Origin of the sequence: Limnohabitans sp. Rim8 (assembly GCF_945901735.1) — a bacterium.
Taxonomy (GTDB): domain Bacteria; phylum Pseudomonadota; class Gammaproteobacteria; order Burkholderiales; family Burkholderiaceae_C; genus Limnohabitans_A.
The window spans coordinates 121,977-142,396 of record NZ_CAMDLM010000001.1 but is presented as its reverse complement, the minus strand read 5'-3'; the positions used below and the strand labels follow the sequence as shown (position 1 = coordinate 142,396).

18 protein-coding genes are annotated in these 20,420 nt (G+C 58.6%); 7 read left to right on the top strand and 11 right to left on the bottom strand.

Annotated elements, in window-relative coordinates; all coding sequences use genetic code 11:
- Positions 1 to 14 precede the first annotated feature (14 nt).
- Complete coding sequence (locus tag Q0O99_RS00730) at positions 15 to 1,325, top strand: Glu/Leu/Phe/Val dehydrogenase (RefSeq protein ID WP_293747510.1); 1,311 nt, start codon at positions 15 to 17, stop codon at positions 1,323 to 1,325.
- On the opposite strand, the gene Q0O99_RS00725 is transcribed toward Q0O99_RS00730, so the two are convergent.
- Positions 1,326 to 1,802, bottom strand: coding sequence for an Lrp/AsnC family transcriptional regulator (locus Q0O99_RS00725; RefSeq protein ID WP_293747508.1), 477 nt, complete (start codon positions 1,800 to 1,802; stop codon positions 1,326 to 1,328).
- 119 nt (positions 1,803 to 1,921) lie between these two features.
- Here Q0O99_RS00725 and Q0O99_RS00720 point away from each other — a divergent pair, with 119 nt between their 5' ends.
- Positions 1,922 to 5,458: an indolepyruvate ferredoxin oxidoreductase family protein gene (locus tag Q0O99_RS00720; protein ID WP_293747506.1), complete on the top strand. Its 3,537-nt coding sequence runs from the start codon at positions 1,922 to 1,924 to the stop codon at positions 5,456 to 5,458.
- Positions 5,459 to 5,549: 91 nt separating this feature from the next.
- Here the strand turns inward: Q0O99_RS00720 and minE are convergent, their stop codons facing one another.
- The 7 genes from minE to Q0O99_RS00685 form a co-directional block, all read right to left on the bottom strand.
- On the bottom strand, positions 5,550 to 5,810 hold the full coding sequence (gene minE / locus Q0O99_RS00715) for a cell division topological specificity factor MinE (protein ID WP_293747504.1): 261 nt from the start codon (positions 5,808 to 5,810) through the stop codon (positions 5,550 to 5,552).
- A 3-nt stretch (positions 5,811 to 5,813) separates the two neighbouring features.
- Entirely contained in the window at positions 5,814 to 6,629 is an 816-nt protein-coding gene (minD, locus tag Q0O99_RS00710) for a septum site-determining protein MinD (RefSeq protein ID WP_293747502.1), read from the bottom strand.
- Between the two features lie 30 nt (positions 6,630 to 6,659).
- Positions 6,660 to 7,424: a septum site-determining protein MinC gene (gene minC, locus Q0O99_RS00705; protein ID WP_293747500.1), complete on the bottom strand. Its 765-nt coding sequence runs from the start codon at positions 7,422 to 7,424 to the stop codon at positions 6,660 to 6,662.
- Positions 7,425 to 7,710: 286 nt separating this feature from the next.
- The gene (locus Q0O99_RS00700; protein ID WP_293747498.1) at positions 7,711 to 7,920 is read right to left on the bottom strand and encodes a DUF2788 domain-containing protein; all 210 of its coding nucleotides are present in this window, start codon (positions 7,918 to 7,920) and stop codon (positions 7,711 to 7,713) included.
- Entirely contained in the window at positions 7,920 to 8,804 is an 885-nt protein-coding gene (locus tag Q0O99_RS00695; protein WP_293747496.1) for a DUF2189 domain-containing protein, read from the bottom strand. The genes Q0O99_RS00700 and Q0O99_RS00695 overlap by 1 nt, the downstream gene beginning before the upstream one ends.
- Before the next feature lie 315 nt (positions 8,805 to 9,119).
- Positions 9,120 to 9,617, bottom strand: coding sequence for a Spy/CpxP family protein refolding chaperone (locus Q0O99_RS00690; protein WP_293747494.1), 498 nt, complete (start codon positions 9,615 to 9,617; stop codon positions 9,120 to 9,122).
- Between the two features lie 112 nt (positions 9,618 to 9,729).
- Positions 9,730 to 9,927, bottom strand: coding sequence for a heavy-metal-associated domain-containing protein (locus Q0O99_RS00685; RefSeq protein ID WP_293747492.1), 198 nt, complete (start codon positions 9,925 to 9,927; stop codon positions 9,730 to 9,732).
- A 76-nt stretch (positions 9,928 to 10,003) separates the two neighbouring features.
- On the opposite strand from Q0O99_RS00685, the gene Q0O99_RS00680 reads away from it, so the two are divergent.
- Together Q0O99_RS00680 and Q0O99_RS00675 are read left to right on the top strand one after the other, a co-directional pair.
- A complete protein-coding gene (locus tag Q0O99_RS00680; RefSeq protein WP_293747490.1) occupies positions 10,004 to 12,211 on the top strand; it encodes a cation-translocating P-type ATPase in 2,208 nt (735 codons plus the stop codon).
- Between the two features lie 82 nt (positions 12,212 to 12,293).
- Complete coding sequence (locus Q0O99_RS00675; RefSeq protein WP_293747488.1) at positions 12,294 to 12,875, top strand: hemerythrin domain-containing protein; 582 nt, start codon at positions 12,294 to 12,296, stop codon at positions 12,873 to 12,875.
- 14 nt (positions 12,876 to 12,889) lie between these two features.
- Here the strand turns inward: Q0O99_RS00675 and Q0O99_RS00670 are convergent, their stop codons facing one another.
- From Q0O99_RS00670 to Q0O99_RS00660, 3 genes are all read right to left on the bottom strand, one after another.
- Positions 12,890 to 13,549: a hypothetical protein gene (locus Q0O99_RS00670; protein WP_293747486.1), complete on the bottom strand. Its 660-nt coding sequence runs from the start codon at positions 13,547 to 13,549 to the stop codon at positions 12,890 to 12,892.
- 69 nt (positions 13,550 to 13,618) lie between these two features.
- Positions 13,619 to 14,404 carry a class II aldolase/adducin family protein gene (locus tag Q0O99_RS00665; protein WP_293747484.1) on the bottom strand — a complete coding sequence of 262 codons (786 nt, stop codon included), beginning with the start codon at positions 14,402 to 14,404 and terminating at the stop codon, positions 13,619 to 13,621.
- A gap of 377 nt (positions 14,405 to 14,781) precedes the next feature.
- Complete coding sequence (locus Q0O99_RS00660) at positions 14,782 to 15,027, bottom strand: hypothetical protein (RefSeq protein WP_293747482.1); 246 nt, start codon at positions 15,025 to 15,027, stop codon at positions 14,782 to 14,784.
- A gap of 256 nt (positions 15,028 to 15,283) precedes the next feature.
- Between Q0O99_RS00660 and Q0O99_RS00655 the strand changes: the two genes are divergently transcribed.
- From Q0O99_RS00655 to Q0O99_RS00645, 3 genes are read left to right on the top strand one after another with little or no spacing between them, the layout of a single operon-like run.
- Complete coding sequence (locus Q0O99_RS00655) at positions 15,284 to 18,265, top strand: molybdopterin oxidoreductase family protein (protein ID WP_293747480.1); 2,982 nt, start codon at positions 15,284 to 15,286, stop codon at positions 18,263 to 18,265.
- A complete protein-coding gene (locus tag Q0O99_RS00650; protein WP_293747478.1) occupies positions 18,262 to 19,050 on the top strand; it encodes a 4Fe-4S dicluster domain-containing protein in 789 nt (262 codons plus the stop codon). Before Q0O99_RS00655 ends, Q0O99_RS00650 begins: the two co-directional genes overlap by 4 nt.
- Positions 19,051 to 19,057: 7 nt before the next feature.
- Complete coding sequence (locus Q0O99_RS00645) at positions 19,058 to 19,984, top strand: DmsC/YnfH family molybdoenzyme membrane anchor subunit (protein WP_293747476.1); 927 nt, start codon at positions 19,058 to 19,060, stop codon at positions 19,982 to 19,984.
- The last annotated feature ends 436 nt before the right edge of the window (positions 19,985 to 20,420 follow it).

Genomic DNA, 20,420 nt, shown 5'->3' with positions numbered 1-20,420 from the left:
AAAGGCAACATCACATGTCCATCCCTGCCGCAAGCGCCAAGGCCACAAGCCAGCACGCTCTGCCCTCTTACCTGAATCCCGAGCATCACGGCCCCTGGGGCATTTATCTTCAGCAAGTCGACCGGGTCACGCCCTATCTGGGCAGCTTGTCGCGCTGGGTTGAAACCCTCAAACGCCCCAAGCGTGCCCTGATCGTGGACGTGCCCATTGAGTTGGACAACGGCACCATGGCCCACTTTGAGGGCTACCGCGTGCAACACAACACGAGCCGTGGACCTGGCAAAGGCGGCGTGCGCTTTCACCAGGGTGTGACGCTGTCGGAAGTCATGGCGCTGTCGGCATGGATGTCGGTCAAAAACGCCGCCGTCAACCTGCCTTTTGGCGGAGCCAAAGGCGGCATTCGCGTCGACCCCAAAACCTTGTCTCGCGGCGAGCTGGAACGCCTGACACGCCGCTACACCAGCGAGATCGGCATCATCATTGGCCCCACCAAAGACATCCCGGCCCCAGACGTGAACACCAACGAGCAAATCATGGCTTGGATGATGGACACCTACTCGATGAACGAAGGCGCCACGGCCTCAGGCGTAGTCACCGGCAAGCCGATTGCTCTGGGCGGCTCATTGGGCCGACGTGAAGCCACCGGGCGTGGCGTTTACACCGTGGGCCAAGAAGCCGCTCAGCACATCGGACTGGACATCACAAAAGCCAAAATCGCCGTGCAAGGCTTTGGCAATGTGGGCGGTATCGCAGCCAAGCTGTTGGCCCAAGCCGGAGCCACAGTGGTCGCGGTGCAAGACCATGGCGGCACGGTTTACAACGCATCTGGACTCGATGTGCCCAACCTTCTGAAACATGTCGACGAGCATGGCAGCGTCCAGGGTTTTGAAAATGCAGAGGTCCTGCCCGATGAGCAGTTCTGGGGCGTGGATTGCGACATCCTGATCCCGGCCGCGCTGGAGCAACAAATCACCGCAGAAAACGCCCATCAAATTCGGGCCCGCATGGTGATCGAAGGGGCCAACGGCCCCACCACACCCGAGGCAGACGACATCCTGCACGAGCGGGGCATTCTGGTCGTGCCCGATGTGATCGCCAACGCTGGCGGTGTGACGGTGAGTTACTTCGAATGGGTGCAGGATTTCTCAAGCTTCTTTTGGAGCGAAGACGACATCAACGCCCGCCTGGTGCGCATCATGCGCGAAGCTTTTGCGGCCATCTGGCAGGTCGCTGACGAAAACCAGGTGAGTCTGCGCACGGCCACTTTCATTGTGGCTTGCACGCGCATCTTGCAAGCGCGGGAATTGCGGGGTTTGTACCCCTGATCATCCTTTGTACCCCTGCAAAGGCAAGGCCCCCGCGGCCTTGACCTCGCCCAGTGAAAAACTGGTGTGCAGGTCTTTCACATTGGGGAGATTGAGCAACACATCCCGCGCAAACTGGCTGAAGGTGTTCAGGTCCTTGCTGACCACCTGCAACTCAAAGGTGCCGGTGCCGCTGATGTAATGGCAAGACACCACTTCGGGGATTTTGAGGATCGCATCTTCCAATTGACGCGTCACATCGCCCCGGTTGCGCTCCGCGTCCAGCCGCACAAAGGCCAACACATCCAAGCCCACCTTCTGCCGGTCGATCTCGGCGCGGTAGCCTTGGATGACCCCAGACTCTTCGAGCGCCCGCACCCGTCGCCAGCACGGCGCAGCAGACAAGCCCACGCGCTGCGCAAGTTCGGCATTGGTCAGGCGGCCATTGGTTTGCAGTTCATTCAATATCGCCCAATCAAATTTGTCCAGTGTTTCCAAAATAAGCCTCTTTGCGCAAGATCCTTTCAAATCATAGGGCAAATCCTGTCGCCGAAAGCAAGCACTTGTCGGCAAGCCCGCTCTACACTGTGCTTTCCATATCAGTCGCAGGACAGACCATGAACGCCCCTTTGCCCGAATCGATTCGCCAAGCGCTGGAGACCGTGACGCTGGACGACAAATACAGCTTGGATGTGGGTCGCGCCTTCATGAGCGGTGTGCAGGCCTTGGTCAAACTGCCCATGCTGCAGCGCCAGCGCGACGCACTGCAAGGCAAAAACACGGCGGGCTTCATCAGCGGTTACCGGGGCTCGCCACTGGGCAGCTACGACCAGTCACTGTGGAAGGCCAAAGACCACCTGAAAGCTCAGCACATCGTGTTCCAACCCGGCGTGAACGAAGAGCTGGCCGCCACCGCGTTGTGGGGCACGCAGCAACTGGGTTTTGCACCGCCGGGCACCAACAAATTTGATGGCGTGTTCGGCATCTGGTACGGCAAAGGCCCCGGCGTGGACCGCTGCTCAGACGTGTTCAAACACGCCAACATGGCCGGCACCACGCCTTGGGGCGGCGTGCTGGCGGTAGCGGGCGATGACCATGTGGCCAAAAGTTCCACCGCCGCGCACCAAAGCGACCACATCTTCAAGGCCTGCGGCCTGCCCGTGTTTTTCCCGGCCAGCGTACAAGACATCCTCGACCAAGGCCTGCACGCCCTCGCGCTCAGCCGCTTTGCCGGCATCTGGTCGGGCATGAAGACGATTCAAGAGATCGTCGAGTCCAGTGCGACGGCCCACATCGACCCCGAGCGCGTGCAGATCGTCTTGCCAGAATTTGTGATGCCGCCCGGCGGCGTGCACATCCGCTGGCCCGATACTGCGCTGGAACAAGAGGCTCGTTTGTTTGACTACAAGTGGTACGCCGCACTGGCCTACATCCGCGCCAACAAGCTCAACCACAACGTCATCCAGGGCCCCAACGATCGCTTTGGCCTGATCGCCAGCGGCAAGGCCTTCAACGACACGCGCCAGGCCCTGCTCGATCTGGGACTGGATGACGCCACCTGCCAACGCCTGGGCATACGGGTGCACAAAGTGGGCGTGGTCTGGCCGCTCGAAGCGCACACCACCCGCGAATTTGCCACTGGTCTGCGCGAGATTTTGGTGGTCGAAGAAAAACGCCAAGTCATCGAATACCAACTCAAGGAAGAGCTGTACAACTGGCGCGACGATGTGCGCCCCACCATCGTGGGCAAATTCGACGAAGCCGATGGCGACACCTCGGGCGGCGAATGGTCGACACCCAATCCGACACAGCGCACCTTGCTGCGGGCCAATGCCGACCTGACACCCGCGTTGATTGCACGGGCCATTGCCAAGCGGTTGAAAAAGCTGGGCGTGGATGCCGACACCACCGCCCGCCTCGACGCGCACCTGGCCGTGTTGGACGCCAAAGAAAAATCCTTGCAAACGCTGACCTTGGGTGCGGCTGCCGAACGCACCCCCTGGTTCTGCTCAGGCTGTCCACACAACACCTCCACCAAGGTGCCCGAAGGCTCACGCGCCATGGCCGGGATTGGTTGCCATTTCATGAGCCTCTGGATGGACCGCAGCACCACGGGCTTCACCCAAATGGGTGGCGAAGGCGTGCCCTGGAGCGGCCAACAGCCCTTTTGCACTGACCAGCATATTTTTGCCAACATCGGCGATGGCACTTATTTTCACAGCGGCATTTTGGCCGTGCGCCAGAGCGTGGCTTCGGGTGTGAACATCACCTACAAGATTTTGTACAACGACGCCGTCGCCATGACAGGCGGCCAACCCGTGGGCGAACGGTCTGAAGGCCACAGCGTGGTGCAGATCGCCATGAGCATGAAGGCCGAAGGTGCGCAACGCATCGTGGTCGTGACGGACGAACCCGAGAAATACGAGGGCGTGGCTTTGGTCGAAGGCGTGCGTGTATTCCACCGCGACGAGCTCGACCGCATTCAACGTGAAATGCGAGAAATCAAAGGCACATCCGTCATCATTTACGACCAGACCTGCGCCACCGAAAAACGCCGCCGCCGCAAGCGAGGCACCCTGGTCGACCCGGCTGTGCGCGTGATGATCAACGAAGAAGTCTGCGAAGGCTGCGGCGATTGCAGCGTGCAGTCCAACTGCTTGTCGGTCGAACCACTTGAAACCCCTTTGGGACGCAAACGCGCCATCAACCAAAGCACCTGCAACAAGGACACCAGTTGCCTCAAGGGCTTTTGCCCGAGCTTTGTCACGGTGGAGGGCGGCACCTTCAAAAAGAAAGCCACGTCCACCAGCTCAGCCCCAAACCCTGCCACGTTGGGTGCGTTGCCCGAGCCCGAACTGCCCCTCATCAACCAACCCTGGGGCATGGTCGTGGCCGGTGTTGGGGGCACAGGCGTCATCACCATTGGCCAGCTGCTCGGTATGGCCGCGCACATGGAGGGCAAAGGCATCGTCACACAAGACTCCGCCGGTCTGGCCCAAAAAGGCGGAGCCACTTGGAGCCACATTTTGGTTGCTAACACCCAAGACGAAATCCGCACCACTCGCGTCAGCATGGCCGCTGCCGACCTGATCATCGGCTGCGACCCCATCGTCAGTGCTTCCAAAGAAACCACGGTACGCATGCGTGCAGGCCGCACCCATGTGGCCCTGAACAGCAACAGCACACCCACCGCTGCTTTTGTGAAAAATGGCAATTGGCAAAACCCAGCTGATCAATGTGTGGCCGAAATTTCGGCGCAAGTTGGCGTGTCGGGCGTTGGCGCTTTTGATGCCGATACCCTGGCCAAACAACTCATGGGCGACACCATTTATGTGAACCCCATGCTGCTGGGCTACGCTTGGCAAAAAGGCTGGGTGCCCTTGCATCGCGAGTCTTTGGTGCGGGCCATTGAGCTCAACGATGTGCAGGTCAAAAACAACTTGGCCGCTTTCGAGTGGGGCCGTCACGCGGCGCACCAACTCGACGCGTTGATGAAAACCTTGCAGCCCGTGCAAGTGATCCAGTTCAAAAAGCGCGAGTCTTTGAACGACCTCATCGCCGACCGCATGGCCCGATTGACCGATTACCAAGACGCGGCTTATGCCCAGCTTTACCAAAGCATCGTGGGCCGCGTGCAAACCACCGAAGCGCCTTTGGGTAAAACACTGTTGAGCGAAACCGTAGCGCGTCAACTGTACCGTTTGATGGCCTACAAAGACGAATACGAAGTGGCCCGTTTGCACACGCAAACGGGATTCATGGAACGCATTCAAAACAGTTTTGAGGGCGACTTCAAAGTGCACTACCACTTGGCCCCGCCGCTTTGGTCCAAGCGCAACAGCCAAGGTGAATTGGTCAAAAGAAAGTTCGGCCCCATCATGCTCACGGGGTTCAAGGTACTGGCCAAACTCAAGGGTTTGCGCGGCACCAAACTGGACTTCTTTGGCAAAACCGAAGAACGTCAGACAGAGCGTGCCCTGATTCGCGAGTACATGGCGCACATCGAGCGCCACTTGACGCAGCTGTCAGAACAAACCCATGCACATGCGGTCAAAGTGGCCCAAGTGCCAGAAAACATCAAAGGCTACGGACACGTCAAAGAACGCAATATCCGCGCAGCACGTTCCTTGTGGGTGTCTTTAGACCAGCCATAAAAAAACCATGGCCCCAATCAAGGGGCCATGGCATCTGAAGACACCGCATCGGAGACATGCGAATAATGTCTCAAAAGACGGCAAAAAAAGCTTAACGTGAATCGGGCAATTCGATTTTGACTTCCAGCACTTCAAGGTTGTCCTGACGCTCCAAATTGACTTTGATGTCGTTGGGGTTGATCTTGATGTACTTGCTGATCACCGCCACCAGTTCACGCTGCAAATCAGGCAGGTAATCGGGCTCGGCTGCATTGCGGCCACTGCGCTCGTGTGCCAGGATGATTTGCAGGCGCTCTTTGGCCACACTGGCAGTTTTCTTCTTTTCGCCCAAGAGGAAGGAAAGAAACGACATGGTTCACTTGCCTCCAAACAAACGTTTGAAAAAACCGGGTTTTTCAGCTTCGGTGAAACGCATAGGCTTGTCTTCGCCCAAAAAACGATCGATCACGTCTTTGTAAGCCTCAGACACATCGCTGTTGGCCATATGGATCGCGGGTGTGCCTTGGTTGGAGGCTTGCAACACGTTTTCGCTTTCGGGAATCACGCCCAACAACTTGATGCGCAAGATGTCCTGGATATCTTGCAGCGACAGCATCTGCCCCTCTTCGACCCGGTTGGGGTTGTAGCGAGTGATCAGCAAATGTTCTTTGATGGGGTCAGCGCCTTCAATGGCGCGTTTGGTTTTACTCCCCAACATGCCCAAAATGCGGTCTGAATCGCGTACCGAAGACACCTCGGGATTGGTCACCACCAAGGCCTCGTCAGCAAAATGCATGGCCATCAAGGCACCAGTCTCAATTCCTGCAGGTGAGTCGCACACGATGTACTCGAAACCCATGCCACTCAGGTCGTTCAAAACCTTTTCAACGCCTTCTTGAGACAAGGCATCTTTGTCACGGGTTTGAGAGGCCGCCAACACAAACAAGTTGTCACATTGTTTGTCTTTGATGAGGGCTTGGTTCAAGTTGGCTTCGCCCTGGATCACGTTGATCAGGTCATACACCACGCGGCGCTCACAACCCATGATCAGGTCCAGATTGCGCAGGCCCACATCAAAGTCAATGACAGCGGTCTTGAAACCTTTGAGGGCCAAGCCTGTGGCGAAACTGGCGCTGGTCGTGGTTTTACCCACACCGCCTTTGCCAGAGGTCACAACAACGATTTTTGCCATGGATGAACTTTCTTGGACAAAATAAAAAAATTATATTTTCAAAGGAGTGATCAGCAGTTTGTCCCCATCTGGACCTGACTGCAAAGAAACTTGTGCGGGTTTGCCCAAAACATCTTTGGACAATGGATTTTCGCTGGTGCGGTAGACCCCGGCGATGGAAATGAGTTCGGGCTCCATCACCATGGCAAAAATTTGGGCATCCCCATCGCCTCTGGCACCCGCAATGGCTTTGCCACGCAAAGTGCCGTAAACATGGATGTGGCCATCGGCAATCACCTCAGCACCGGCATTGACCATGCCCATCACAATCAGATCGCGCCCTTTGGCATACACCTGTTGACCTGAGCGCAGAGGCCTGTCAATGCGCATGGCGCCAGCGGGTGTGGGCTGTGGTGCAAGCTGTTCAACAGGGGGGGCTTGGGCTGTTGGTGCCTCAGCAAGGGGGACAGAACGCCGAATACGGGCATCGGATGCGTCAACCAAGCCCGCCCCCTTGGCCAAGTATAAAAGTGCAGGTGGAGCCCCTTTGATGGCCAAAGGCACCAGTGCGTGTTCGCGCAAAACAGCCATCAAGCGCGCAAGGTCAATGGTTTCATTGTCCAACAAGGCCAAAGCACTGACGTCAATCACCACGGGATCTTGGTTAAAAAAACCAGGACTTTCGGCCAATTGTTGCTTCAAAGCCCCTGAAACCTCTGCGATATCGGTGGTTTTGAGCAACAAAGCCACCGAGGACAAATCGGCGCTTTTGATCTCGTAACAGGGGTTGGAAGGGTCTTCTGAAGCGATCGCCATGTTGCCGTCAGGGTGCAAAAGACACAAATCTTAACAGCGCACTTGTTGGTTGTTATCTCTCTATCGTTTTATATCTTTAAATAGTCGTAGCAGTAGGGGCGGGGTTGCGTTGTGGACAAGGCGGTTTTTTTTAACTCGGACAAGGACTTGGCTGTTTTTCAAGCATGTGCGTGACCTTGCTTTGGTGCTGTCACGCCAAAATGAACAACTTTTCAAAACGGGATCAAGCTGTGGATAAGTCATTGGTTGCGAAATTTTTATCCACAGGTTTATCCCGAGTTGCTTTTCAGTTGTCAATCACCCATTGAATGACCCCTTTGGTCACAAAACCCAGCATGCCGAAAGCCAAGCCCAGAAAAATGACAAAGGTGCCAAATTTGCCTGCTTTAGATTCCCAGGCCAGCTGCAAGACGATGAACAACATGTAGAGCATGAAAGCGCTCACGCCAAAGGTCAAGCCAAACCAGGCGAACTGCGCTTCTGTGAAATCCCACATCACGTTGTTTCCAGACGGGGCATGCGTTCGGGCACATCGCGGGTGTCTACCAGATCGCGGTAGGCATGCCAGGAGGCGTGGCCCAGCATGGGCACGATCACGATCAAACCAATGAACAAACTCAAAATGCCCACCATGCTCAGGCCCATGATCAAAAACGCCCACAGCACCATGGGCATGGGATGGGTCAGGACCACCTTCCAGCTGGTCAGAACGGCTTGCAAGGTGTTGAGTTGGCGGTCCAGCAGCAAAGGCATCGCCACCACACTGGAGGCAAAAACGGGTGCAGCCATAAAGCCACCCAACATCAGCCACAGTTCAAACAAGTCGCTGTCGGGGTTGAGGACCACGTGGTGAATGAAATCCATGGGGGTATGGACAGGCACTGGGGCCAGCAAAAAGATCAAGGCCGACGAAGTCATCACCCAACCTGTTCCCGCCAAGCCCAGCAACAAACCAAAACGCACCAGGCACCAGTAACTCACAGGTTCGTTGTTCTGGAGGGTTTGCCATTGTGTCCAGGTGTTGAACAAAAGCCGCAGGTTCACAGCTTCGTTTCTTTCAACAGCGCGGCTCATGGCGTACAAGCTGGTGGCCAAAACCGGAGCGACAACCAAAAACCCAGACACCGCACCGGTCAGTAACCAGAATCGGTCGTGTGCCAGCCAAGTCATCAGCCCACCACCCATGGCCATGATCAGGCCGTGGGCCAGGCTCAACCAGGGTGAATGGCAGATGTCTTTCAATCCCAAATAGAGCCAATGCAAGGGTTGCCTGCCATGGATGGGCAAAACGCCAGGCAAGTTCAAACGACCGCGCCCCCTCGGGGGGTGTTCGGGTCGCGGGTTGGGGGATCGGTGGGGGGGAGGGGAAGCTTGTGTCATGCCATCCAGCTTATCCACTGGGCGAATTGTGAATTTGACCTGCATCAAATGGCAAAAGGCTGCCAAGCAGCCTTTTGGATTCAAGCCAAGTAGTCAAAACATTTTTCGTAGCGTTAGCAATAACACTAGGCAATTTGTAGGTCGGTGCCTTTGGGTCCGACATCTTGCGTTCGCCATCGCCTCTTGAAAAATTCGCTTCGCGAAGAGATGGCGGTTGGACCATAAAGGCCCGACCTACGAGGGAAGGGAATTCGTAGGTCGGCACCTTCAGGTCCGACATTTTGGATATGACACTGTCTCTTCAATCAATCATGCTCAATGATGACCGTGACCGCCTTGGTGCTTCATGGCGTGCATGCCAGACCCCTTCATCCAGCGGGCGGTTTCCTTGTCAAACACCTGCTTTTGTTCAGCGTTCAGAGTGGCATAAAAAGCCTTAGTCGCATCGGCGCGTTGTTGCATGTGCGCGTCGCGTTGGGCTTTCATGGCTTGCATCATGTCCAAGCGCTCGGGCGTGGTCATTTTTTCCAAGCTAGCACGTTCGGGCCGCGCCATGCGGGCAGGGTGCTGCATGGACTGGGTGAATGTGTTCCACGCAGGTTCTTGAGCCGCTTGCAAGTTCAATTTGGACTTGAGTTCGCCCAAATCTTTAGTGTGGCGCTCGCCTTTGTGCTCACTCTTGTGCTCGCGCATTTTTTCCATGCGGCCAACACGGGTGTTGTCGGCAGGTGCCGTGGTGTTTTGGGCCAAGGCCAAACCGGTTAAGCCGGCCATCAAGGCTGTGGCGATCAAGGTGGTGCGAATCGATTTCATGAAAACATCCTTTGGTTGATGGGATGCCTGCAGTGTGATCTGCCCATGTATCTGGGCTGTGCCCGGATGCTGCTGATTTGTAAAGAACAGCTGTTTTTGTTGTACAAAAAATTTAAGCGCTGACGCGGTAACCTTCGTCGGCAATGGCTTGGGCCAAAGCTTCGCGGTTTTTTTCAGAATCCACTTGCACTGTGTTGTGTGTGCGGTCGATCACAACGTTGGCCTGTGCATCCAAAGCCAGCAAAGCTCGGGTGACTGCTTTTTCGCAATGGCCACAGGTCATGCCCTCAACAGTGAAAATTTGGTTCATGATGCATCCTCTCCAATGAACTGAACACGACCCGCTGGGGTCTGGTCTGAGCATAGACCATCAAGGACTTCATGCCATGACGCAGATCAAGAACGAACCCCCCATCACCTACGACATCGGCATTGGCGGCATGACCTGCGCATCGTGCGTGGTGCGGGTCGAAAAAGCCCTGAAAAAAATGCCCGGTGTGCTCAGTGCCACGGTCAACCTCGCCACCGAATCGGCCCGCATCGAAGTGGCATCGGGTGACGTGACCGACGCACGCCTGCGCCGCGCTGTGCGCGATGCAGGCTACGAGCCCCGCACCCCCGAAGCACAAGCCGATGTGGGCCATGGCTCACCTTGGGCGGGGTTCATGCCGGTGGGTGTGGGCCTGCTGCTGACCACGCCTTTGGTTTTGCCCATGTTGGCCGAGTTATGGGGGCTGCACTGGATGCTGCCCGCTTGGCTGCAATTTGCGCTGGCCACGCCTGTGCAGTTCGTGTTGGGCGCACGTTTTTACAAAGCCGGTTGGCACGCGTTAAAGGCGTTCACGGGCAACATGGATTTGCTGGTGTCCTTGGGCACCACCGCAGGTTGGGCCTTGTCGGTCTGGTTGTGGCTCACGGCAAACGCTGGGCACGCGCCGCACCTGTACTTCGAAGGATCGGCCGTGGTGATCACGCTGGTGATGCTGGGCAAATGGTTGGAGACGCGTGCCAAGCAGCAGACCACCGAGGCGATTCGCGCTTTGCACGCCTTACGCCCGGACAAAGCCCATTGGTTGGGCGAAGACGGCGAAGTCGATGTGCCTGTGGACGAAATTCTGGTGGGTGACCGGATCGTGGTGCGGCCCGGCGAGCGTTTTCCGTTGGACGGCGAATTGGTTGAAGGGCAAACCCAGGTGGACGAATCCATGCTGACCGGAGAACCCCTGCCCGTGGCCAAGGCACCGGGTGCAGCACTCACCGGTGGGTCGATCAATGGCGAAGGGCGTGTGCTCATGCGCGTTACGGCGGTGGGTCACGAAACCGTGCTCTCACACATCATCCGTTTGGTGGAAGACGCGCAAGCGGCCAAAGCGCCGATTCAGCGACTGGTGGACAAAGTGGCCGAAGTGTTTGTGCCCGTGGTGCTGCTGGTGGCCCTGCTCACCTTGGGTGCGTGGATGGTGGCGGGGGCTAATTTTGAAACGGCACTTATCCACGCCGTGGCGGTGCTGGTCATTGCCTGCCCTTGCGCCCTGGGCCTGGCCACGCCCGTGGCCATCATGGCGGGCACGGGTGTGGCGGCCAAGCATGGCATCCTGATCAAAGACGTGCAGGCGCTGGAGTTGGCCCACCGCGTGCAAACCGTGGCCTTTGACAAGACTGGCACGCTCACCGTGGGGCAACCACGCTTGTTGGCCCATGTGCCCGCGCCCGGGCACGATGCGCAAACGGCGTTGGCCTTGGCCGCCCGCGTGCAAGGCGGCAGTGAACACCCCTTGGCGCGTGCGGTGGTGAGCGCGGCTGAAAAGCAGGGTCTGGCAGGCCCAATCGCCGATGACTTGCAGGCGGTGCCCGGCAAGGGCGTGCTGGCCAATGTGGACGGTCGGCAGCTGATGCTGGGCAGTTTGCGCTGGTTGCAAGATGAGGGTGTGGACATTAGCGTATGGCAGCCAGACATCGACGCCTTGCAGGCACAAGGCGCCAGCCTGTCGGCTTTGGCCGAGCGCACCGATGCCGGTTTGCACGCCCTGCTGCTCATGGGTTTTGGCGACGAACCCAAGGTGGGCGCGGCGCAAGCTTTGACTGCGCTGCGCGATCGTGGCCTGAAGTTGGTGATGATTTCGGGCGACAACCAAGCCGCCGCCGAAGCCATGGCGCGCCGCTTGGGGCTACGCCCCGAAGCGGGAGAGGTGCTGGCCGAGGTGTTGCCCGGCGACAAGTCGGCGCAGGTGCAAAAATTGCGTGCCAACGGCCACGTGGTGGCCATGGTGGGCGATGGGGTGAACGATGCGCCCGCTTTGGCCGCCGCCGATGTGGGCATGGCCATGGGCAACGGCACCGATGTGGCCATGCACGCGGCGGGCATCACCCTCATGCGCGGTGATGTGGCTTTGGTGGGTGCAGCGCTCGACATCTCGGCCCGCACGGTGGCCAAGATCCGGCAAAACCTGTTTTGGGCCTTCGCCTACAACGTGGCGGGCATTCCTCTGGCCGCTTTGGGTTACCTTAACCCCATGACGGCGGGCGCCGCCATGGCGCTCAGCTCGGTCAGTGTCATGGCCAATGCCTTGTTGCTCAAACGCTGGAAACCCTGAAGGCGCATTTTCTTGATGTGTGTCATGTCGGAGCGTGGGACAAACGCGCAAAGTGAATGGATTCACTTCCCGGGGAGTTTTCATGTACCGCCACAGCGCCCTTCAGACCATTCGTGACGAGCACGCAAGTTTGGCCGCCATGCTGCAATCCATGCGGCTCATGGTGGAAAAAGGGCCGTACGATGACCATCGTCAATTTTTCAATGTGCTGCGTGCCATGTTGTTCTACATCGACGAGTTTCCAGAGCGGCTGCACCACCCCAAAGAGTCGAACCTGCTGTTTCCCAAAGTCGTGAAGCGCGCACCCAAAACCATGGGAGCTGTGGACAAGCTCGAACGCGACCACATGCGCAGCGAAAAAGCCGCACGCGACCTGCAACACCTGCTGCTGGCTTGGGAGTTGTTGGGTCCGGGCAGACGCGCTGCGTTTGAAGAGGCCATGGGCCAATACATCGACGCTTATCTGGAGCACATGAACCTGGAAGAAAACGTCATCCTGCCCGAAGCCGAACGCTGCTTTTCTGAAGAAGATTGGCGGCTGCTGGACGCGGCGTTTGCCGAAAACGCCGACCCGCTCACGGGCCAATACCGGCCTGCAGAGACCTATGAAAGACTCTTCACCCTGATTGTCACGCGAGCGCCTTCACCCATTGGCTTGGGATGAGGGGTGCGCGGAGCTCAGAACATCCACTTGGTCCCGATCGTCACCAGGTTTTGACCGGCCTGCCGGCCCACGCTGCCATCGAGCTGTAACTTGGGCAGGATGTGGGTGCGCAAGCCCGTGGCCCAAGTGGGTTTGTCGTGTTGTTGGCCATAAACCTCCATGTGGGCGGTGACATTGCCATAAGCACGCTCCCAGGCCAAGCCCCAAGCGCCAACGCGTTGGCTGCTGGAAACATCCAGCGCCCCCAAATTGGTGTGCAGGCTGCCCAGCTTGGCATGGTTGCAGGTGAACAGCGCGTTCACATAGGCTTTGGATGCCTCACCCGTGGTGCGGGCAGCGCCTACCACAGCGCCCACATTGCAGCCGTTGTCTTGTGACGGGGTGAGGCGGAACTTGGCCTGAATATTTTGGGTCTCAAGCCTTGTTTTGGGATCACGCGCCATGCCTGCACCCAGCTCCACATTTTGGATGGGCGAATAGGCCGGCGCAACAGTCCAGCTTCGCGCGCCGCTCGGGCCGCGTGTCCACCAGCCTTCCACATGGCCTTCACCCACGTCGTTCACATTGGCATCGTCCACGGTCAAAGGTCGACCGGCGTGGACGTTGAACAGGAAGCCCCAGCCCAGCAATAAAAACAGGGCTTTGCGTGGGTGTGTTTTAGAAAGGGTGATCATGGGTGACGATGATAAAACGAGGCTGAATCATTTGCGTGGGTTGCAGCGCAGGAATAGCTTGCGTTGGAATCAAAGCGCGTAATCCGGGCTTTCGCGCTGCAGTTTGCGCAGCAGCGAAGGCCAGACAAACGCACCGCCCAGGCCGCCCGTTTGCACGCGCATGGCGGTGGCCACGCCGGTCAGGATTTGGGGGTCCACCGCCGTCAGGTCTTTGGGGCCCGCTTGCCCGGCCAGCGCATCGACCTGGATGCGGCAGGTGTTTTCAAACGTGTACATCGACAAAAACGCATCGGCAATGGTTTTGCCCACGGTGAGCAAGCCGTGGTTGCGCAGCATCAGGAAATTGGCTTCGCCCAAGTCGGCCTGCAAACGCAGCTTTTCGTCATCGCGGATGGCCACGCCTTCGTAGCCGTGGTAGGCCAGCGAGGCCAGCACAAACGTGCTTTGCTGGCTGATGGGCAGCACGCCGTGCGCTTGCGCGCTGACAGCCACCCCGGCCCGGGTGTGGGTGTGCAACACGCAGCCGGCATCGGGCCGCGCCTCGTGCACCGCGCTGTGAATCACAAAGCCGGCCGGGTTCACCGGGAAAGGGCTGTCGTGCAGCTTGTTGCACTGCATGTCCACCTTCACCAGGCTGGACGCGGTGATCTCGTCAAACATCAGGCCGTAGGGGTTGATCAGAAACTGATGGTCTTGGCCTGCCACCGACTCGGGCAGTTTGGCGCTGATGTGGGTGAACACCAGATCGCTCCACCCATACAGCGCCACCAGCCGGTAGCACGCGGCCAGGTCCAGGCGCAGCTGCCATTCGTCGGGGTGAACGCTGTCTTTCAAAGTAGAAATTTCTAACGCCATGGCGGTGCTCCGGAAGTCAGCCAAAAAGGTTTCAGCTTAGCGGTAAGCAGGGTGAAGTCAAGCCTGAACATTGTTTATACTTTTTTTCTTTCAGGCAGGCCGCAATAAAGTTATAACGATGAATTCATACGGGATGCAAAACTAAAACACTCTTTTCTATGCGCGCTCTTTTTGTCATGGGGTATCACTAACTTTTGGGGAGGGGATGTATCGCTAAAGAAGGGCCCCAAAGCCAACGCTACTGCCATCAGCAAGATGACAATCAGCGGCAGGAGGGCGTTAAACCGCCTATTGTTCAGATAGAAGGTGGTAACTTTCATTTTCAAGTCTCCGACCGGCGTCCCGCAGTCGATTTTCTGCGCAAAAATGCAAGCTGTTCAACATCGTCTTTCATGATGAATATCATCGGTACTGGAGAAACGGCTGTTTACTTTTCTCGACTTGTAGAGCACCTCTTTAGACATACTGCGTTCATCGCGCTCGCTCATCAGTTGCCTCGTAAATGCAATCGAAGCTGCCGACCAGGGTTCATGGCGTCCGATTGTTTCAAGCCTGTTGAGTAATTGCTTAAATTGGAGCCAACCGCCCCTCAATGCAGCATCTCTAATTTCTATCTGAAGCATCGCTGCATTAAGTTAATTGACTCGTCGTTTTGCCAACTCATGTCCAAGTTCAGCCGAGTAGACAATGAGTGCATCAATTGGCAAAGATTGCAACTGACCGTCAAAGCTAAATTGTTGACCATTGGCGTCTATGGCCCGGCCGGCACCTTAACAGCGCGCATGGCAACTGTGTGCCGGTGTATGTGTTGGGCACCAACGAAGAAGTTATGATTGCACGCCACACTTCGCGCATGGCGTTCGCGACAGGAGACACAAGATGCTGAAACTGTTTTCTAAGACCCCTGAACAGACGCCCTTGCAGGACCCCTTGTCCGAGCCCAACCCCACGGCGCAGACCACCGTCAAGTGCACCACCTGCTACATGTGCGCCTGCCGTTGCGGCATTCGGGTGCATTTGGTGGAAGGCGACAAAGGCCCCGAGGTGCGCTACATCGACGGCAACCCGGACCATCCGCTCAACCAAGGGGTGATCTGCGCCAAAGGCTCGGCCGGCATCATGAAGCAGTACTCGCCCGCCCGCCTGACCCAGCCGCTGCTGCGCAAACCGGGCAGCGAACGCGGGGCGGGTGAGTTTGAGCCGATTTCGTGGGAGCGGGCCTTTGACATCCTGAGTGAACGTCTGGCGCACATCCGAAACACCGACCCCAAGAAATTTGCGCTGTTCACCGGACGCGACCAGATGCAGGCGCTCACTGGCTTGTTTGCCCGCCAGTTCGGCACGCCCAATTACGCCGCGCACGGCGGCTTTTGCTCGGTCAACATGGCTGCCGGCATGATCTACAGCGTGGGCGGCAGCTTTTGGGAGTTTGGCGGGCCGGACCTGGAGCGCTCCAAACTTTTTGTGATGCTGGGCACGGCTGAAGACCACCACAGTAACCCCATGAAAACCGCGCTGTCCAAATTCAAGCGCGCAGGCGGTCGCTTCATCTCCATCAACCCGGTGCGCACCGGCTACTCGGCCATTGCCGACGAGTGGATTCCTATTAAGCCCGGCACCGACGGCGCGCTGCTCATGGCCTTGCTGCACGAGTTGGTCCGCACCGACACGCTGGACCATGCCTTTCTCAAGCGCTTCACCAACGCGCCGCAACTGGTGGTGCTGGACGAGGGCGAGCGCGAAGGCCTGTTTGCCTTTGACCCCGACCCGGCCAAAGGCCCGCCCGGCGATGGCCGCAACCCACACAACAAACTGGTGTTTGACCGCACAAGTGGCCGCATCTTGAACGCCTACCCTGAAGGCATTGCCGACGGTTGCGACCCGGCGCTGGACGCCCCGCCCGAAGGCCACTACACCTTGGCCGATGGCACGCGGGTGGTGCCTGCCTTTGCCCTGTTGCGCCAGCGCGTGCTCAGCTGCACGCCTGAATGGGCGCAGGCCATCACCGGCATTGGGGCAGATCGCATTCGCCTGTTGGCGCAAGAGTTGGGCCACGCCGCCCTCACGCAGGCCTTTGAGCTGCCCATACCCTGGACCGACGCGTGGGGCAAAAAACACCCCACCACCCAGGGGCGGCCGCTGGCTTTTCACGCCATGCGCGGTCTGGCGGCGCATTCCAACGGCTTTCAAACGGTTCGTTCGCTGGCGGTGCTCATGAGCCTGTTGGGCACCATCGACGCGCCCGGGGGCTTTCGGCACAAGGCACCTTACCCGCGCCACATCGTGCCCAACTACCGCGCCTTTAACGACCCCGACATGGTCAAACCCAACACGCCGCTGAACGCCGCGCCGCTGGGCTTTCCGGCAAGCCCCGAAGAGCTGGCCATCCACCCCGATGGCACGCCGATGCGCATCGACCATGCGTTTTCGTGGGAACACCCGCTGTCGGCCCACGGCATGATGCACAACGTCATCACCAACGCGGTCAAGGGTGACCCCTATCGCATCGACACCTTGATGCTGTTCATGGCCAACATGGCCTGGAACAGCAGTATGAACACCATGGCCGTGCGCGAATCACTCAACCGCAAGGACGCGCAGGGTGAATACATGATCCCGTTTTTGGTGGTGTGCGATGCCTTCCAGAGCGAGACCGTGGCCTTTGCCGATCTGGTGCTGCCCGACACCACCTACCTGGAGCGGCACGATACCATGAGCATGCTGGACCGGCCCATCTCCGAGTTCGACGGCCCGGTGGACTCGGTGCGCGTGCCGGTGCTGCAGCCCCTGGGCGAATGCAAGCCCTTTCAGGAAGTGCTGGTGGAGCTGGCTTCGCGCCTGAAGTTTCCGGCCTTCACCACGGCCGAGGGTGGGCGCAAGTTCAAGGGGTACACCGACTTCATCGTGAACTTCGAGGCCCAGCCGGGAATCGGCTTTTTGATGGGCTGGCGCGGCGAAAATGGCGACCAGCACCTGCGCGGCGCGCCCAACCCCAAACAATGGGAGGCCTATGCGCAAAACAACTGCGTGTTCCAGTACACCCTGCCTGAGAACATGCACTACATGCGCAACTGGAACCGCGACTACCTGGACTTTGCCAAAGACAAAGGCTGGCGTCAGCGCAACGACCCGGTGCAATTGGCCATTTATTCCGACACCCTGCAGTCCTTTCGCCTGGCCGCGCAAGGCAAAACAAAAGGGCGTCAGCCGCCCGAGCATCTGCGCGAACGCATCAACACCTATTTCGACCCCTTGCCTTTTTGGTATGCACCGCTCGAAGACGCAGCGATTGACCTGAAGGCCTTCCCGCTCAACGCCATCACCCAGCGGCCCATGGCCATGTACCACTCGTGGGACTCGCAAAACGCCTGGTTGCGGCAAATCCACAGCCACAACTACCTGCATGTGCACCCCAGCACCGCGCAGGCGGCGGGCGTGGCCGATGGCGGTTGGGCCTGGGTGGAAAGCCATTGGGGCCAGGTGCGCTGCATGCTGCGCTACAGCGAAGCTGTGGAGCCGGGCACCGTCTGGACCTGGAACGCAATTGGCAAAGGCGACGGTGCTTGGCACCTGGCGCCCGGCTCAGACGAAGCGCGCAAAGGCTTTTTGCTCAACCACCTGATCTCGGAAGAATTGCCGCTTCCCCAAGGTGCGGGCGCACCAGCCGGTGCGAAGGTCAGCAACTCCGACCCCATCACCGGCCAGGCGGGCTGGTACGACGTGCGGGTGCGCATTCGACCGGCCGAGCCTGAAGAGGCGGCCCAGAGTTTTCCGCAGGTGGACACCATGCGGCCCGTGCCGGGTGTGCGCGGTGGTGTGGCCCAAGTCATGCGCTTTTTTGCAGGGAAATCCAAACCATGATCCAGTGGCTCAAAGACCTTGTGCAAGGTCATGTTCCTTCCCCTGTCAGCCCCCATCTGATGGAGCCCGGTGGTGGTGGCGCGGCCCAAGCCGTGGACACCGACACCCCCACACTGGCGCGCCAGCTGGCGCTGGTGATTGACCTCAACGTCTGCGTGGGCTGCCACGCCTGCGTGACGGCCTGCAAACAGTGGAACACCTCGGGCATGGCCGGGCCGCTGAGCGATGTCAACCCTTATGCGGCTGAGCCCACCGGCACCTTTTTCAATCGGGTGCAGACCTACGAAGCGGGCAGCTTTCCGAACACCGACACGGTGCACTTTCCCAAAAGCTGCCTGCACTGCGAAGACCCGCCCTGCGTGCCGGTCTGCCCCACGGGCGCGAGCTACAAACGTGAGACGGATGGCATCGTGCTGGTCGACGCTGACAAATGCATCGGCTGCAAATACTGCGCCTGGGCTTGCCCGTATGGTGCGCGTGAATTTGACGAAGCCAGCGGCGTGATGACCAAGTGCACCCTGTGCGTGGACCGCATCCACAACCCCCTGCTGCCCGAAGCCGACCGCAAGCCCGCCTGCGTCCAAGCCTGCCCGACCAACGCCCGCCTGTTTGGCGACGTGAAAGACCCGAACAGCGAAGTCAGCCAGGCCATCCGCGAACGCGGCGGTTATGCCCTGATGCCAGAGTGGAACACCCGACCGGCCAACCAGTACCTGCCGCGCCGCGTCACCCCGGCAGCGGTGACGCTCATTCCAAGTCCTGCGGGCAAAACTTCTTCACATTGAGGTCTTCATGCGTCCTGCCTGGTCCATCCTTTTGTTCACCACCCTGTCCGGCACGGCCCAGGGCTTGTTGCTGGCGCTGGCCGTCTACAGTTGGCTGATGCCCCTGGACACGGGCTTTGCCCTGATGGCCATTGCCTTGGCCGAAGTGCTGCTGGTCGGTGGTCTGCTGGCCTCTTTCTTTCATCTGGGTCAAAAAACCCGAGCCTGGCGGGCGGCGGCCATGTGGCGCACCTCGTGGATGTCGCGTGAAGTCATCGTGCTGCCCCTGCTCATGGGGTTGGTGGCGCTGTGGTGGCTGGGTTTGTACTTGGGCGCGTCAACCCTTGCCTTGCAGGCACTGTCAGCGGCGTTGGTAGTGGTCACGCTGGCGCTGTGGGTGTGCACCGCCATGATCTACGCTTGCCTGCGTTTTTTGCAAGAGTGGGCGCACCCGCTCACCGTGATCAACTTCACTCTGCTGGGCATGAGTTCGGGCAGCGTACTGCTGTGCGCCCTGGCCAGTGCCACGGGGCAAACGACGCTGCTGGCCTTGCTGCAGCCCTGGGTGCTGGCCAGCACCTTGCTGGCCTGGTTCCTGCGCCGCCAGGCTTTGCGCCGTAATGCGCGCCTCTCGCCACTGTCGACCCTGCAATCGGCCACTGGCATCCATCAGCCGCAACTGGTGCAAAAATCCATGGGCATGTCGGCCGGGTCTTTCAACACCCGCGAGTTTTTTCACGGTGCCACAGCCCGCACCGTGCGCCGCATGCCCTGGGTGTTTCAGCTGCTGCTGTTTGCGCTGCCTTTGCTCTTGTTGGCCCTGCTCGGCACGCAGTCGGCGCTGGTCTGGCTGGGCGCCGTGCTGCTGCAGTTTGTCGGCCTCTTGGCCGAGCGCTGGGTTTTCTTCGCCCAGGCCCGCCATCCGCAAAACCTGTACTACCAAACCGTGTCTTGAGACATGTGCTTTTGGCAGGCGGCTTGGCACTGCTGGTTGATTGGTGCAGTTTTTTTGATGGATTTTTCAATTTGAAGTAATTTGCCGCTTGATGGTGCCAACAGAGTTGGATAAGGGGCGTGACTTAGACGCCACTTTCCGCAAATTTGGGATGCCTATTTCTCCCAGGGCTGGACCGTGGTGTCGGTGAGTCGGGGCATACCATCTTAATGGCCATGACCCGCCAAGAGCGCATCGCCGCCTTAGAAATTGTTGACCGCGGTGTGATCAGCATCAGCTTGGTGAGTTTGTCCAGGGCACCTCGCGACGCTGGGATTGAATTTCCATTTGAAGCACTTAATGGCAGCAACACTTTCTGGTTTGCCTCTTGCATATCTTTCATAGACTTTGACACCTTGTCGGCATGTGGGCTTGCGAAATACTGTAGTGGTATGCG